Here is a 12,731-nt window from a genome sequence, read left to right as displayed (position 1 = left end):
GTCCCGTGCGCGGCGCCCACCGCCGCGGGCCGCGCCGAGCGGGAGGCGCTCGCCGCGCTGCTGCCCGCCGACGCGCTGTCCCGCGTACCGTCCATGGAACTTCTCGGCGACACCAGTGCCGCGTCCGCGTCCTTCCAGATCGCGGCCGTGCTCGGCATCGCCGAGGCCGACCCGGACTCCCGGGGGCGGATCGCACTCGTGTCCGCCGTCGACCGCGACGGCGCCGTGGCGTGTGCGGTGCTGCGACTGATGGGGGAGAACGCGTGATCGCGCTGGTCAGCGGCGGGTCCCGGGGCATCGGCAGGGCGATCGTGCTGCGCCTGGCCGAGGACGGGTACGACGTCGCCTTCTGCTACCGCTCCGACGAGGAAGCCGCCGGACAACTCGTCAAGGAGACCGCCGAGTTCGGCACCCGCGTCACCGCCACGCGCTGCGACGTGGCCGACGCCGCCGAGGTGGGCGACTGGGTCACCCGCACCGAGCGGGAACTCGGGCCCGTCGACGCCGCCGTCACCTCGGCCGGCATCACCCGGGACCGGCCGCTGATCCTGATGCCCGAGGACGACTGGAACCAGGTCCTGCGCACCAACCTCGACGGCGTCTACCACGTGAACCGTGCCGCCGCGTTCGCCATGAGCAAGCGCAAGCGGGGCGCCCTGGTCAACCTGTCCTCCGTCTCCGGGATCTACGGCAACACGGGCCAGGCCAACTACGCCGCCTCCAAGGCCGGGATCATCGGCTTCACCAAGTCCCTCGCCAAGGAGTGCGGACCGCGCGGCATCCGCGCCAACGTGGTCGCACCGGGTCTCATCGAGACCGACATGGTCGGCGGCATGTCCGAGGCCGCGCGGGCCCGCATGCTGCAGAACGTGTCGCTCGGCCGCATGGGCCGGCCCGAGGAGGTCGCGGACCTGGTGTCCTTCCTGGTCTCCGACCGGGCCGCCTACATCACGGGATCGGTCTTCGAGATCCACGGCGGCGGCACGTTCTGATGGGGGCGGGAATGCAGGGGGGCTCGGGGATGCAGGACCGGTACGACGCCATCGTCGTCGGCAGCGGGATCGGGGGACTGGTCAGCGGCGGCTACCTGGCCGCCGACGGGCGCCGCGTCCTCGTCCTGGAGCAGCACGACATCGCGGGCGGCAACGCCCATGTCTTCCGCCGCCGGCGCAAGTACGAGTTCGACGTCGGCACCCACTACCTCGGCGACTGCGGCCCGGACGGCCTCATCCCGTCGATCCTCTCCGGCCTCGGCGTCGGCGACCGGGTGCGCTTTCGCCCCATGGACAACGACAACGGCTTCGACCGGATCATCACGCCCACGGCCACCGTGGACGTGCCCGCAGGCTGGGAGCCGTACCGCGAGAACCTCAAGCGGGCCGTGCCCGAGGAGGCCGACCGCGTCGACCGGTTCATCGACCTCGCCACCGCCGTGGCGGGCGCGAGCCGGGCCGGCCTCATGGGCGAGCCCATGGTGCAGCTGTTCCGCAAGTCGCCGCAGACGATGCGCTGGACCCGCCGCACCCTCGGCCAGGCCCTGGACCACAGCGGCCTGTCCGCCAAGGGCCGCACCCTGGTCGCCGCGCAGGCCGGCAACTACGGCGCGATGCCCGACGGCATCGGCTTCGCCGAGCACGTCAACATCATGGACCACTACCTGCGCGGCGCGTACTACCCCGAGGGCGGCGGCCAGGCCCTCGTCGCCGCGCTCGTCGAGGCACTCGAGGCGTACGGCGGTGAACTGCGCACCCGTTGCTCGGTACGCCGCATCCTCATCGACGGCGGACGCGCCACCGGCGTCGAACTCGCCGACGGACAACGGATATCCGCGCCCCTGGTCATCTCCAACGCGGACTACCGCCGCACCGTCCTCGACCTCTGCGGCGGCGAGGATGCCTTCCCCGCCGACCTCGTGGCGCGCACCCGCGCGGCGACCATGCGCAGCGCCGTCGTCGCCGTGTACGTCGCCCTCGACACCGAGCTGCCCGACCTGCCCAACGCCAACATCTGGTGGCACGACAGCGACGACATGGAGGCCGCGCACGCGGCCGTCCTGGAACGCTACGCCCGCGACGGCTCGATGGAGTCCGTGCCGCAGCTCGCGTTCTCCTTCGCCTCGATCAAGGACGCGGGCGCGCCCGCCGTCTGTCCGCCCGGCCACAGCAACTTCCAGCTCATGACGGGCTGCCCGCCCGGCTACGAGTTCTGGGGCCTGCAGGGCGGGCCCGTCGACGGCGAGCCCTACCGCCGCAACCCCGCCTACATGGCGCGCAAGCGGCAGCTGACCGAGGTCATCCTGGACACCGCCGAGAAGGTCCTCGGCCCGTTCCGAGACCGCATCACCCACGTGGAGACGGCGACCCCGCTCACCAACGAGCGCTACATCCGCGCCAGCGGCGGCACCCCGTACGGCATGGCCACCTGGGGCGGCGCCGGCCAGCGCCCCGACGTACGCACCGACGTCGAGGGGCTCTACGTCGTCGGCCAGAGCGTCCGCTACGGCAGCGGAGTCGGCGGGGTCGCCACGGGCGGAGTCGCCGCGGCCTCGCAGATCCTCGGTCGCGGACTGCTCGCCGAGGTGTTCGCCGGCACGGTGCTCGGCGACGCCTCCATGCTGCCCGAACGGGCCCCGGACTGGGACCCGTTGGTCGTCTCACGCGGCCGGGCACGGCACCGCGCCAAGGGCCTGGCACGGATGGGCTGACGCGGCGCTTTCCTCACTTCCCCAAGTCCTTCGAGCAGCCATTTCCTCAGGAGCAGTGTTCCCATGAATCAGGTACCGCCCTTCGCCGTGATCTCCGGCGCCCAGGTGCACGAGGCCCTCGGCGGGCGCGAGGACGAGGTCGTCGCGACGGTCGAGGCCGCCTACCGCCTGCACGGCGAGGGCCAGACGGTCAACCCCGACTCGTACTTCCTGCGCTTCCCCGACCGGCCCTCCGACCGGATCATCGCGCTGCCCGCGTCGGTCAAGGGCGACGTGGGCGTGCACGGCATCAAGTGGATCTCCAGCTTCCCCGAGAACGTCGCCGCGGGGATTCCGCGTGCCTCGGCGGTCCTCATCCTCAACGACGCGGAGACCGGCTACCCGTTCGCCTGTCTGGAGAGCTCCATCATCAGCGCGGCGCGCACCGCGGCCTCCGCGGCCCTCGCGGCGGCGCGGCTCGCCGACGCGCGCGGCGAACGCCCCACCCGGGTGGGCTTCTTCGGCGTCGGCCTGATCGCCCGCTATGTGCACGCCTACCTCGCGAACACCGGTTTCGCCTTCGAGTCGATCGGCGTGCACGACCTGTCCGCCGAGCACGCCGAGGGATTCAAGGGCTACCTGGAGCGGGTCGAGAGCGACGGCTGCGAGATCACCGTCCACGACAAGGCCGAGGACCTGATCCGCTCCAGCGACCTGATCGTCTTCGCGACCATCGCGGGCGAGCCGCATGTCCAGGACCCGCAGTGGTTCGCGCACAACCCGCTGGTGCTGCACGTCTCCCTGCGCGACCTGTCGCCCGAGATCGTCCTCGCGTCGTGGAACGCCGTCGACGACGTCGAGCACTGCATGAAGGCCAACACCTCGCCGCACCTGGCCGAACAGCAGGTCGGCCACCGGGAGTTCGTCGCCGGCACCCTCTACGACGTCCTCACCGGAGCGATCACCCCGCCGACCGACAAGCCGGTGATCTTCTCGCCGTTCGGCCTCGGCGTCCTCGACATGGCGGTCGCCAAGTTCATCTACGACCGCGTCCTGGAAGCCGATCGGCTGCACACCGTCCCGGACTTCTTCCACGAGCTCAAGCGCTACGGCTGACGCCTCGCTGACACCCCGCTGACGGTCCGGCACCACGGTGCCGGACCTTCTTGTCCCCGTCCATGACGCCCGCACAGAATCGAGCCCATGAAATCCTTCGCCAGCCTGGACGAATTCGCCGACGCCACCGGTGAACACCTCGGCTACAGCGAGTGGCTTGAAGTCACCCAGCACGACGTGGACCAGTTCGCCGGGTCGACCGGCGACCTCCAGTGGATTCACGTGGACCCGGAACGCGCGGCGACCGGACCCTTCGGCGGAACCATCGCCCACGGCTATATGACGCTCGCGCTGCTGCCCGCGATGATGCGCGCGATCTTCGAGATCGAAAAGGTCGACCTGGGTGTCAACTTCGGCCTGGACAAGGTCCGTTTCCCCCGGCCCGTGCCGGTCGGCGCGCACGTCCGCGGCGGCGCCAAGCTCACCGGCGTGCGCGAGACACCCGTGGGCCACCTGGCGGCCGTACGCATGACGGTGGAGGTGCGGGCCGCGGGGGAGGACAAGCCGCGGCCGGCCTGTGTGGCGGACACCCTGTCGCTCTTCACGGCCTCTTAGGGCATTTGCCGTGGGGGACTACGCGCGAGGTAGAGGAACTCCCCCTTTTCGGCCAACCAAGAGGGGAGTTAGTACTACCGATTTCCGTACCTGCCGACCGCCACAATGAGAACACGGCCGGTTCGGCCCAGGTACTGCGAATGGCACCAGAGAGGAGCGAGTCCCATGGACCGCACGATGCAGCTCGGGGAAAGCCGCCCGCCGGGCGAGATCAGGGGATTCTCCGTTCCGGCGGGCATCACCGGTCTGCGGCACGCACTCACCCTGTGCTGGATGTCCATCGCCGCGTTCGGCCGCTCCCTGGCGGTCTCCGGGGCGATCACCCTGGTGGGTCCGGGCCTCGGAATGGTGCCGCGCGCCATGGAAGGCGTACGCAATCTCGCCGCGCGTCAGCGTGAGCTCGCCCTGCGCTGGTGCGGCGTGGAGATCCCGGGCCCGGTCGGCCCGCTGCCGCCGGTGCCCGCGGGCGCCTCGGGTGCCGTCGCCCGCTACCGCTGGATCATGAGCGACCCGCAGACGCGGCGCGAGTACGTCTGGGTCCTCACCGACCCGATCGCCGGCGCCTTCCTGGCGTTCCTCCCGCTCGCCTTGATCCTCAGCGGCGTCTGGGGCGTCTTCCTCGCGTTCTTCGGAGTCCCGCTCTCCGCGGAGTGGGACGGCCTGTGGTACCAGTTCATCCCGATCGAGGGCACCGCGACCGCGGTCCTCGCCGGTGCTCTCGGCGTCCTGCAGGTGCCGCTCGCGCTGTGGGCCGCGCCCCGCGCCGTCCGCAAGCACGCCCTCTACACCCGTGCGATGCTCGCCCCCAGCGAGAACGAGATCATGGCCAGCCGTATCCAGCACCTCGCCACCACCCGCTCCGCCGCGGTGGACACGCAGATGGCCGAGATCCGCCGTATCGAACGCGACCTGCACGACGGCGCCCAGGCCCGGCTGGTCGCGATGGGCATGACCCTCGACGCCGCCGAACACCTCCTGGAGTCCAACCCTGAGGCCGTACGCGCCCTGCTGATCGAGGCCCGCCAGTCCTCCTCCAAGGCGCTGGAGGAACTGCGCAACCTGGTCCGCGGCATCCACCCGCCGGTCCTCGCCGACCGCGGACTCGCCGACGCGGTACGGGCGTTGGCCCTGGTCTGCCCCGTCGCGACCGAGGTCACGGTCGATGTGCCCGGCCGCCCCGAGATGCCGGTCGAGTCGGCCGCGTACTTCGCGATCTCGGAGATTCTCACCAACGTCGCCAAGCACGCGGGGGCCGACCGGGCCTGGATCGACATCCGTTACGATCACGCCATGCTGTGCATCACCGTCACCGACGACGGCCACGGCGGCGCCGACGCCTCGCGCGGCACCGGCCTGCGCGGCATCGAGCGGCGGCTGGCCACCTTCGACGGTGTCCTGGCGGTGAACAGCCCCGTCAACGGCCCGACGATGGTGACGATGGAGCTTCCGTGCGTATTGTCCTCGCCGAAGACCACTTCCTCCTGAGGGACGGTCTGATCCGCCTCCTGGAGGCCTACGGCCACGAGGTCGTGGCCGCCGTGGACAACGGAACGGAACTGCTGGCAGCCCTCACCCGTGAACAGCCGGACGTCGCCGTCGTGGACGTCCGGCTCCCGCCGAACTTCACCGACGAGGGCCTACGAGCGGTCCTCGCCGCCCGCGAGCAGATCCCCGACCTCCCGGTCCTGCTCCTGTCCCAGTACGTCGAGCCGCTCTACGCCCGCGAGCTGCTCGGCAGCGGCGGCCGCGGAGTCGGCTACATGCTCAAGGACCGGGTCACCAACGGCACCCAGTTCCTCGATTCCATCCGGCGCGTGGCCGAGGGCGGCACCGCCCTGGACCCCGAGGTCATCACCCAGCTCCTGCAGCGCAAGGAACGCGACGAGCGGGTCGGCAGCCTCTCCGAACGCGAACGCGAAGTCCTCGAATGGGTGGCCCAGGGCCGCTCCAACGCAGGTATCGCCCAAGGCCTGTTCATCTCCGAGAAGGCCGTCGCCAAGCACATCGGCAGCATCTTCACCAAGCTGGGCCTCCTCCAGGGCGACGGCGACAACCGACGGGTGCTCGCGGTACTGGCGTATCTGGAGCAGTAGGCCCAGCGGCAAATACAGCAGCAGACGCGGGTGAGCCCCGGACCATGATTCTCGGTCCGGGGCTTTCGCGCGTACCGGGTCAGGAAGGCTTGGTCGCCGTGACCGCGGTGGCGCTCACCGTGTTGTCGCACTCGGCGAACACGCCGTCGTCCAGGGCGACCTGGTGGGCGCCGGAGCCGGGCAGGCCGATCACCAGGGTGGGGTACGACGAGGGGTCCGCGCCGGACTCGCAGTAGCCGTCCGCCTCGCCCTGGACCTGAACGAAGGTCAGCTTCACCCAGGCCTTGCCGCCCGGGGCGACCCGGACGGGCGTCACCGATCCGGTGGGCGTCACCGTCAACGGGGTGTTGTGGTCCGGGGATCCGTTGCCGGCCCCCGCCACCGTCGGGTGCCCGTTGAGGACGCACTCCGCGCCGGAGGTGTTCGTGAACTCGATGATCGCCGCGCCGGTTCCCGTCCCGTCCGGGCGGTCGGCGGCCTGGTAGGCGGTGAGGTCCAGGCTGGAGTCCGCACACGTCGCTCCGGAGGAGGAGCCCGTGGACGGCGCGGTCGTCGGCGTCGAGGACGGCCCGTGCGTCGCGGGATCCGTGCCACCGGAACTCGGCGAAGCAGAACTCGTCGATCCGGAACTCGGCGTACCGGAGCCCGTGGAGCCGGAACTCGGGGAACCCGAGGGCGACTTCGAGACGCTCGGTGCGCTCGAAGACGAGTCGTCCGTCCCCGATCCGTCGTCATCGGGCTGGCATCCGGTCATCACCATGGCGGCCGACGCCGCGACCATCGCCATCATCACGCTTCTGCGCATGCCGTTCCTGTACTGCATGATCTCCCCCGACTGTGGCTCGCACCGGACACCGACCCTCGCCGACACCCACTGCTGCAGACAGGATCGGCGGCCGACGGGTTCTCGCCAACGCTCACCTGTGACGCAGCGGTGACGAGATATGGGCCGGACGGTCATCGTCCGGGTCCGCGTTCCCGTTCCCCGGCCGTCGGACCGGCCGTCGACTCAGCTGCCCGCCCGCACGAAGACGGGCTTGAGGTACTTCTCCGGCAGCGCGGTCGGCAGGTCCTCCCAGTCGATGACGTGGGAGACCACCTTCTCGGGGGCGACCTCGCCGGTGGCGGCGAGTGCGAGGGCGTCGGGGATGTGGGCGCGTACGTTGTCGCGGGCGACGCGCAGGGTGACGCCGGTGAGGTACATGTCGAGCAGGGGCAGCTCGCCGGGCCGGAAGTGGTTGCCCGCGCTCTCGCAGATCCCTTCCGGCGCCAGGGCTTTGACGGTCAGGGCGAGCTGGTCGACGCGGCCGGTGGCCTCCACCGCGATGTCGAAGCCCGGCGGGACCCCTTCCATGGATACGGCGGTGGCGGCGCCGTACCCCTGAGCGATCTCGCGGTGCTCGGCGGCGGGGTCGACGTAGAGCACCTCACCGGCGCCGAGCGCGCGGGCGATGTCGCACACGTACAGGCCGATGCTGCCACGGGCGACGACCAGCACCCGCGCGCCGGGGCGGGCCTTGAGATGCGGGGCGACAAGCCGCCAGGCCAGGGACCAGTTGTCGCTGGCCGAGGCCATGGCGACGGGGTCGAGACCGGGCGGCAGGGGTACGAGCATGGCGTCGGCGTAGGGCACGCGGACCAGGTCGGAGAAGAGTCCGCCCCAACTCCCGCCGATCGGGGCGCCGTACATCGCCATGTAGGGCACGGCGGCGCAGTGCGCGGTCAGCCCGGCCCGGCAGCGGTCGCAGATACCGCAGTTGATGGACCAGGGGACCACGACGAGGTCGCCGGGGGTGACGGCGGTGACGGCGTCGCCGGTCTCCACCACGCGGGCGACGCACTCGTGGCCGAGGGCGAACGGCGGCTCGACGAAGCCGTGCCCGGCGAGGATGGCGGAGTCGACGTCGCAGGGGGTGGCGGCCACCGGCGCGACGATCGCCTCCCGCCCGGACCGGAGCCTCGGGTCGGGTGCCTCGCGCCACTCGACGGTGCGCTTGGCGACGTAGGTCAGTTCACGCATCGGCGCGCTGCCCCTTCGCCAGTGCCACCAGGTCGGCGTGGCGCAGAACCGAGCCGCCCGCTCCCCAGGTGCCGTCGGGCTGCTCGTGCACCAGCACCCACACCCGCAGGGCCTCGTCCGCGGCGAGACCGGCCGCGGACAGCACGGTCTGCGTCACTTCCTCGACCAGGCCCGCCTTGCGGCGCTCGGACAGGGCGCCCTGCGGGACCGTGACCTCCACCAGGAAGCGAGGGGCGTCGTCCTCGGCGGTGGTCTGCGCGCCTGCCGGCAGTTCGAGGAGGTAACTCCACGCCTGGGCACGGAAGAACGGCGTGTCGGGTGCGCCCTCCCAGCGCAGCAGCACCGCGGCGAGGTCACGCTGAACGCTCCGGCGGCCTTGTTCGCTCAGGGCACCGGCGGGGACCGTGAGCCGGATCGACGGCATGGCACACCTCTCTCTTCGGTTCTATGACAGTCGTTATAGACAGCGTCACGCTAGAGTATGACGGTCGTTATATCCAGTGGTGTGTGGTGTCAGAAGGGATCACGTACGTGACCAAGCCCAGCCCGACGGCGCGTGAGCGGATCGTGGCCGGGGCGGCCGACATGATCAGCCGGCGCGGCCTGAACGCCACGAGCATTCGCGAGACGGCCAAGCACGCCAGGGCGCCGCTCGGCTCGACGTACCACTACTTCCCCGAGGGCAAGCAGCAGTTGGCCACGGAGGCCGTCCGCTACACGGGCGAGTGGGTCGCCCGCAGCCTGCGCAGGGAGCTGGAGGCGGGTCCGGTCGCCGGACTGCAGGCCTTCCTCGGCCTGTGGCGCAAGATCGTCGTCGACAGTGACTTCCGGGCGGGCTGCCCGGTGCTCGCCGTCTCCATCGAGGAACCGCCCGCCGACGAGCCGCCCGCCGCCCTGGTGGCCGCCGCCGAGGTCTTCACCACCTGGGAGGGCCTGCTCGCCGCCTCGCTGCGCGAGCACGGCGCCGAGCGTGAGCAGGCGGCGCAGCTCGCGACGCTCATCGTCGCGGCCGTCGAGGGAACCGTGGCCATGTGCCGCGCCAGACGCAGCACGCAGCCCCTCGACCGTGCGGCGGAGCAACTGCGGGGGCTCATCCTGGCCACGATCAGGGACTGAGGGGGCGCGTCGCGCGCTCGGCGTTCCCCCTGAGCGTCAGGCACCCAGCGCGGCGCGCACGGCCTCGACCCTCTCCTTGGTGAACACCCCGCTCTCCAGCAGCGGCAGAATCGACAGCACGCCCCCGGACGAGCCCCAGCTGCCCTCCTCGATCACGCGGAAGTTGACCCACCACGTCGGCGAGGGCTCCTCCAGTCCGCAGGCCTCCGCCAGTGCGGCGAGCGCGCGCTCGATGACCTCGGCCCGTACGTCCGACTGCCAGGCGGCGTCCATGACCGCGATGTCGATCACCATCACGTCGAGGTCCGGCCCGGCGTCCGCCAGCAGCCGTCCGCCGATGGCCATCATGTCCCGCTCGCGCTCGACGAAGTGCACCTGGAACCCGACCCGGGCGGCCGGAGCGGACTGTCCCACCTCGGGCAGCAGTACCGCGTCCGTCAGCGTCTCGGCCAGCTCGCGGCGCTGCTCCAGGCCCAGGCGGCCCTTCGGTGCGTTCACGGTGATGATCGTCATGCCATCCTCCTATGACAGTCGTTATAGAGGCAGTAGCCTACAGCCCTCTATAACGACTGTCATAGGCGAAGACTCCGAAGACTCCGAAGACTCCGAAGACTTCGGAGACCAGAGGCCCCAGAGGGTTCAGTCGGAGATCACTGCGGTGCGGTGAAGCCACTCGCTGCCGTGCGCCGCCTGATGCATGAAGGCGGCGACATCCGCGCGGCTGATCGTCGGGTTGCCCTTCATCGGCAGCCGGTCGTCCGCCCGGTAGGTGCCGGCTTCCGGGCCGTGGGTCAGCCTGGTGGGGTAGACGAGGGTCCAGTCCAGTCCGCTGGAGCGGATGCGCTCGTCGGCGATCTCCTTGTTCGCGTAGACCGAGCGCAGCAGAGTGCGGTAGATCAGCTTCTGCGGGACGCTCGACCACTGGTAGGTGTGGCCGACGCCGAACGACGACAGCCACACCAGGCGCGAGATGCCCACCTCCTCGGCCGCGGCGATCACGGCCGTGGAGGAACGGGTGAAGAAGTCGTCGGCGGTCAACGAGTTCCCGCGGCCGAGTGCGGCGACAACGGCGTCCTGCCCGGTCATGGCGCCGGAGACGTCGTGCCGCGAGGTGGCGTCCCCGGTCACCACGGTGACCCGATCCGCCAGGTCGCCCAGCGCGGCCGGGTTGCGGACGAAGACGGTGACCGAGTCACCGGCCCGCAGGGCCAGGTCGACGACGTGGCGGCCGGTCGGGCCGGTCGCACCGAGGATCAGCAGCTTCATGGCATGGGTGTCCTTCGTGTTTGGGGGCGGCAGGGTGTGGTGCGGAGGAACGCACCAGGGGGAGGCCTCGGAGGCAGGCTCCTCGGAGCAGCCGGACGTCACGCGAGGTCGGCGAGGTCTTCCTCGGTGAGGGTGATCGCGGCGGCGGCCATGTTCTCCTCCAGGTGGGAGACGGACCCTGTTCCCGGGATGGCGAGGGTCACCGGGGAGGAGGCCAGCAGCCATGCCAGGCCGATCTGGGGGACGGTGACGCCGTGCCGGGCCGCCACCTTGGCCGGCCGCGCGTCCTCGAACTCCCCGCCGCCGCCCACCGGGAAGAAGGGCACGAAGGCGATCCCGGACTCCTCGCAGGCGGCCAGGATGTCCGCGTCGCCGCGCCGGGCGGCGTGGAACTGGTTCTGCACGGCCGTGACGGGGGCGATGGCGCGCGCCTCCGCGAGATGGGCGGCGTCGATGTTGCTGACGCCGAGGTGGCGGATCAGACCCTCCTCGCGCAGGGCGGCGAGCGCCTCGAAGCGTTCGGCGAGGGATTCGCCGTGCGGGGGCTCCATGAGCCCGATGCGCAGGTAGACGAGGTCGAGCCGGTCCAGCCCCAGGCTTTCGAGGTTGGCCTCGACCTGGCCGCGCAGGTCGGCCGCGGTGCCGTGGGAGATGCCGTCCGGACCGAGGACCGGGCCCACCTTGGTGGCGATGGTCAGGCCTGCCGGGTACGGGTGCAGGGCCTCGCGAATCAGGGTATTGGCGCGCACCGTACCGCCCGCGCTGAAATAGAACTCGGCGGTGTCTATGTGGTCGACGCCGAGGGCCACGGCGCGGCGCAGCACGGCACGGCCGTTCTCGGGGTCGCGGGCGGGACCGCCCATGCCGTCCTTGGAAGGCAGGCGCATCGCGCCGAAGCCGAGCCGGTTGACGTCGAGGTCGCCGCCGAGGCGGAATCTGTTGCTCATGGGCCCAGGCTGCCCGGGCCGGAATCGGTTCACGAGCCCGTGGCATTTTGCTGCCAGAGGCACAATGGGCTCATGCCACAGGTCATGGTGCTCAACAGTGATCTTGAACTCTGGGCACGGATCAGGCCCCTGACGGAGCCGGACGACGCGGAATGGGTCAACATCGCCCGCGACCTCGACATCTGGCCCGGCGCCCGCGAGGCCGCGCGCCGGGAGATACGTCGTGGTGGCACCGTACGGCCGGCCCGCAAGCTGTACAGCCCCGCCGTGCTCGCCGACGAGCGCGACCGGGAGGCGCTGCGCGAGATGGCCGCCCACGGCATGCAGGTGCGGATCGCCGCGACCCCGCTGACCCAGGGCACCGTCTTCATCGACCGGCGGACCATGATCCTCACCAGCCCCGTGCCCGCCGCCATGGCCGCCCACGGCCGGCGCACGTACACCATGAGCGCCACGCCGGCCCTCGTCGACGGCGCCTACGCGCTGTTCGAGGCCGCCTGGCAGAGCGCCACCGACCTCGCTGACTTCCTGAGTTCGGAACGCCCCCGCATCGACGCCGAAACCGGCAGAGTCCTGCGCGCCCTGGGCTCCGGCGTCACCGACGAGGCGGCCGCACGAGACCTCGGCATGTCACTGCGCACCTACCGCCGCCGGGTCGCCGAACTCCTCGTCGCCCTCAACGCGGGCTCCCGTTTCCAGGCCGGGGTGCGCGCGGGCGAACTGGGCCTGACCCGGAGCTGATCACCATTCCGGGTCCCGTAAGTCCCTGAAACCCACCCGCACGGCTCCGTTAGCATGTTCGAACTCACGACGAAGGCGTCCTTCGAACGTCCTTCGTCGAAAAACCATGCTTTCCAGCGCGATCAGTGACCAAACTCGACCAATATCTAGCAAACCGGCCAAATAATTGATACCTCGAACATCGCGGCTTTTTT

The 12,731-nt window shown here is 70.9% G+C and carries 14 protein-coding genes and 1 pseudogene; 9 read left to right on the top strand and 6 right to left on the bottom strand.

Annotated features, from left to right (window positions below; genetic code table 11):
• From ABZS97_RS04325 to ABZS97_RS04295, 7 genes and pseudogenes are all read left to right on the top strand, one after another.
• A pseudogene (locus ABZS97_RS04325) lies at positions 1–267 on the top strand (3-oxoacyl-ACP synthase); the annotation flags it as partial.
• Entirely contained in the window at positions 264–992 is a 729-nt protein-coding gene (gene fabG, locus ABZS97_RS04320) for a 3-oxoacyl-ACP reductase FabG (RefSeq protein ID WP_356133365.1), read from the top strand. The pseudogene ABZS97_RS04325 and the gene fabG, both read left to right, overlap by 4 nt.
• 29 nt (positions 993–1,021) lie before the next feature.
• Positions 1,022–2,704 (top strand): NAD(P)/FAD-dependent oxidoreductase, encoded by a 1,683-nt coding sequence (locus ABZS97_RS04315; RefSeq protein WP_356133363.1) that lies wholly within the window; start codon positions 1,022–1,024, stop codon positions 2,702–2,704.
• Positions 2,705–2,767: 63 nt separating this feature from the next.
• Positions 2,768–3,799, top strand: a complete 1,032-nt coding sequence (sbnB, locus tag ABZS97_RS04310; protein ID WP_356133361.1) for a 2,3-diaminopropionate biosynthesis protein SbnB — start codon at positions 2,768–2,770, stop codon at positions 3,797–3,799.
• Positions 3,800–3,886: 87 nt separating this feature from the next.
• Positions 3,887–4,354 carry a MaoC family dehydratase gene (locus ABZS97_RS04305; RefSeq protein WP_356133359.1) on the top strand — a complete coding sequence of 156 codons (468 nt, stop codon included), beginning with the start codon at positions 3,887–3,889 and terminating at the stop codon, positions 4,352–4,354.
• Between the two features lie 165 nt (positions 4,355–4,519).
• Positions 4,520–5,839 (top strand): sensor histidine kinase, encoded by a 1,320-nt coding sequence (locus ABZS97_RS04300; RefSeq protein ID WP_356133357.1) that lies wholly within the window; start codon positions 4,520–4,522, stop codon positions 5,837–5,839.
• Positions 5,803–6,447, top strand: a complete 645-nt coding sequence (locus tag ABZS97_RS04295; protein ID WP_356133355.1) for a response regulator transcription factor — start codon at positions 5,803–5,805, stop codon at positions 6,445–6,447. Before ABZS97_RS04300 ends, ABZS97_RS04295 begins: the two co-directional genes overlap by 37 nt.
• 79 nt (positions 6,448–6,526) lie before the next feature.
• Here the strand turns inward: ABZS97_RS04295 and ABZS97_RS04290 are convergent, their stop codons facing one another.
• From ABZS97_RS04290 to ABZS97_RS04280, 3 genes are all read right to left on the bottom strand, one after another.
• Complete coding sequence (locus tag ABZS97_RS04290; protein WP_356133353.1) at positions 6,527–7,270, bottom strand: DUF4232 domain-containing protein; 744 nt, start codon at positions 7,268–7,270, stop codon at positions 6,527–6,529.
• Positions 7,271–7,456: 186 nt separating this feature from the next.
• Entirely contained in the window at positions 7,457–8,467 is a 1,011-nt protein-coding gene (locus tag ABZS97_RS04285) for an alcohol dehydrogenase catalytic domain-containing protein (RefSeq protein WP_356133352.1), read from the bottom strand.
• Complete coding sequence (locus tag ABZS97_RS04280) at positions 8,460–8,891, bottom strand: tautomerase family protein (RefSeq protein ID WP_356133351.1); 432 nt, start codon at positions 8,889–8,891, stop codon at positions 8,460–8,462. Before ABZS97_RS04280 ends, ABZS97_RS04285 begins: the two co-directional genes overlap by 8 nt.
• A 107-nt stretch (positions 8,892–8,998) precedes the next feature.
• Here ABZS97_RS04280 and ABZS97_RS04275 point away from each other — a divergent pair, with 107 nt between their 5' ends.
• Positions 8,999–9,583 carry a TetR/AcrR family transcriptional regulator gene (locus ABZS97_RS04275; protein ID WP_356133349.1) on the top strand — a complete coding sequence of 195 codons (585 nt, stop codon included), beginning with the start codon at positions 8,999–9,001 and terminating at the stop codon, positions 9,581–9,583.
• Between the two features lie 36 nt (positions 9,584–9,619).
• Here the strand turns inward: ABZS97_RS04275 and ABZS97_RS04270 are convergent, their stop codons facing one another.
• The 3 genes from ABZS97_RS04270 to ABZS97_RS04260 all read right to left on the bottom strand — a co-directional run bounded on the left by ABZS97_RS04270 (position 9,620) and on the right by ABZS97_RS04260 (position 11,796).
• Positions 9,620–10,096 carry a tautomerase enzyme gene (locus tag ABZS97_RS04270; RefSeq protein WP_356133347.1) on the bottom strand — a complete coding sequence of 159 codons (477 nt, stop codon included), beginning with the start codon at positions 10,094–10,096 and terminating at the stop codon, positions 9,620–9,622.
• Positions 10,097–10,222: 126 nt separating this feature from the next.
• Positions 10,223–10,849, bottom strand: coding sequence for an NAD(P)-binding oxidoreductase (locus tag ABZS97_RS04265; RefSeq protein WP_356133345.1), 627 nt, complete (start codon positions 10,847–10,849; stop codon positions 10,223–10,225).
• Between the two features lie 98 nt (positions 10,850–10,947).
• On the bottom strand, positions 10,948–11,796 hold the full coding sequence (locus ABZS97_RS04260; RefSeq protein WP_356133343.1) for an aldo/keto reductase: 849 nt from the start codon (positions 11,794–11,796) through the stop codon (positions 10,948–10,950).
• A gap of 72 nt (positions 11,797–11,868) precedes the next feature.
• Between ABZS97_RS04260 and ABZS97_RS04255 the strand changes: the two genes are divergently transcribed.
• On the top strand, positions 11,869–12,537 hold the full coding sequence (locus tag ABZS97_RS04255; RefSeq protein ID WP_356133341.1) for a DNA-binding response regulator: 669 nt from the start codon (positions 11,869–11,871) through the stop codon (positions 12,535–12,537).
• Positions 12,538–12,731 lie beyond the last annotated feature (194 nt).

The organism is Streptomyces sp. NPDC005485 (genome assembly GCF_040606085.1).
Classification (GTDB): domain Bacteria; phylum Actinomycetota; class Actinomycetes; order Streptomycetales; family Streptomycetaceae; genus Streptomyces.
The sequence above is the reverse complement of the archived record's forward strand: the minus strand, read 5'-3'. Positions and strand labels throughout refer to the sequence as shown.

What these genes read in the sequence shown, in the direction of transcription:
- sbnB (WP_356133361.1), top strand. Translation starts at nt 2,768, where the DNA reads ATGAATCAGGTACCGCCCTTCGCCGTGATCTCCGGCGCCCAGGTGCAC.
- ABZS97_RS04300 (WP_356133357.1), top strand. Translation starts at nt 4,520, where the DNA reads ATGGACCGCACGATGCAGCTCGGGGAAAGCCGCCCGCCGGGCGAGATC.
- ABZS97_RS04305 (WP_356133359.1), top strand. Translation starts at nt 3,887, where the DNA reads ATGAAATCCTTCGCCAGCCTGGACGAATTCGCCGACGCCACCGGTGAA.
- ABZS97_RS04265 (WP_356133345.1), bottom strand. Translation starts at nt 10,849, where the DNA reads ATGAAGCTGCTGATCCTCGGTGCGACCGGCCCGACCGGCCGCCACGTC.
- ABZS97_RS04285 (WP_356133352.1), bottom strand. Translation starts at nt 8,467, where the DNA reads ATGCGTGAACTGACCTACGTCGCCAAGCGCACCGTCGAGTGGCGCGAG.
- ABZS97_RS04260 (WP_356133343.1), bottom strand. Translation starts at nt 11,796, where the DNA reads ATGAGCAACAGATTCCGCCTCGGCGGCGACCTCGACGTCAACCGGCTC.
- ABZS97_RS04280 (WP_356133351.1), bottom strand. Translation starts at nt 8,891, where the DNA reads ATGCCGTCGATCCGGCTCACGGTCCCCGCCGGTGCCCTGAGCGAACAA.
- ABZS97_RS04290 (WP_356133353.1), bottom strand. Translation starts at nt 7,270, where the DNA reads ATGCAGTACAGGAACGGCATGCGCAGAAGCGTGATGATGGCGATGGTC.
- ABZS97_RS04315 (WP_356133363.1), top strand. Translation starts at nt 1,022, where the DNA reads ATGCAGGACCGGTACGACGCCATCGTCGTCGGCAGCGGGATCGGGGGA.
- ABZS97_RS04270 (WP_356133347.1), bottom strand. Translation starts at nt 10,096, where the DNA reads ATGACGATCATCACCGTGAACGCACCGAAGGGCCGCCTGGGCCTGGAG.
- ABZS97_RS04255 (WP_356133341.1), top strand. Translation starts at nt 11,869, where the DNA reads ATGCCACAGGTCATGGTGCTCAACAGTGATCTTGAACTCTGGGCACGG.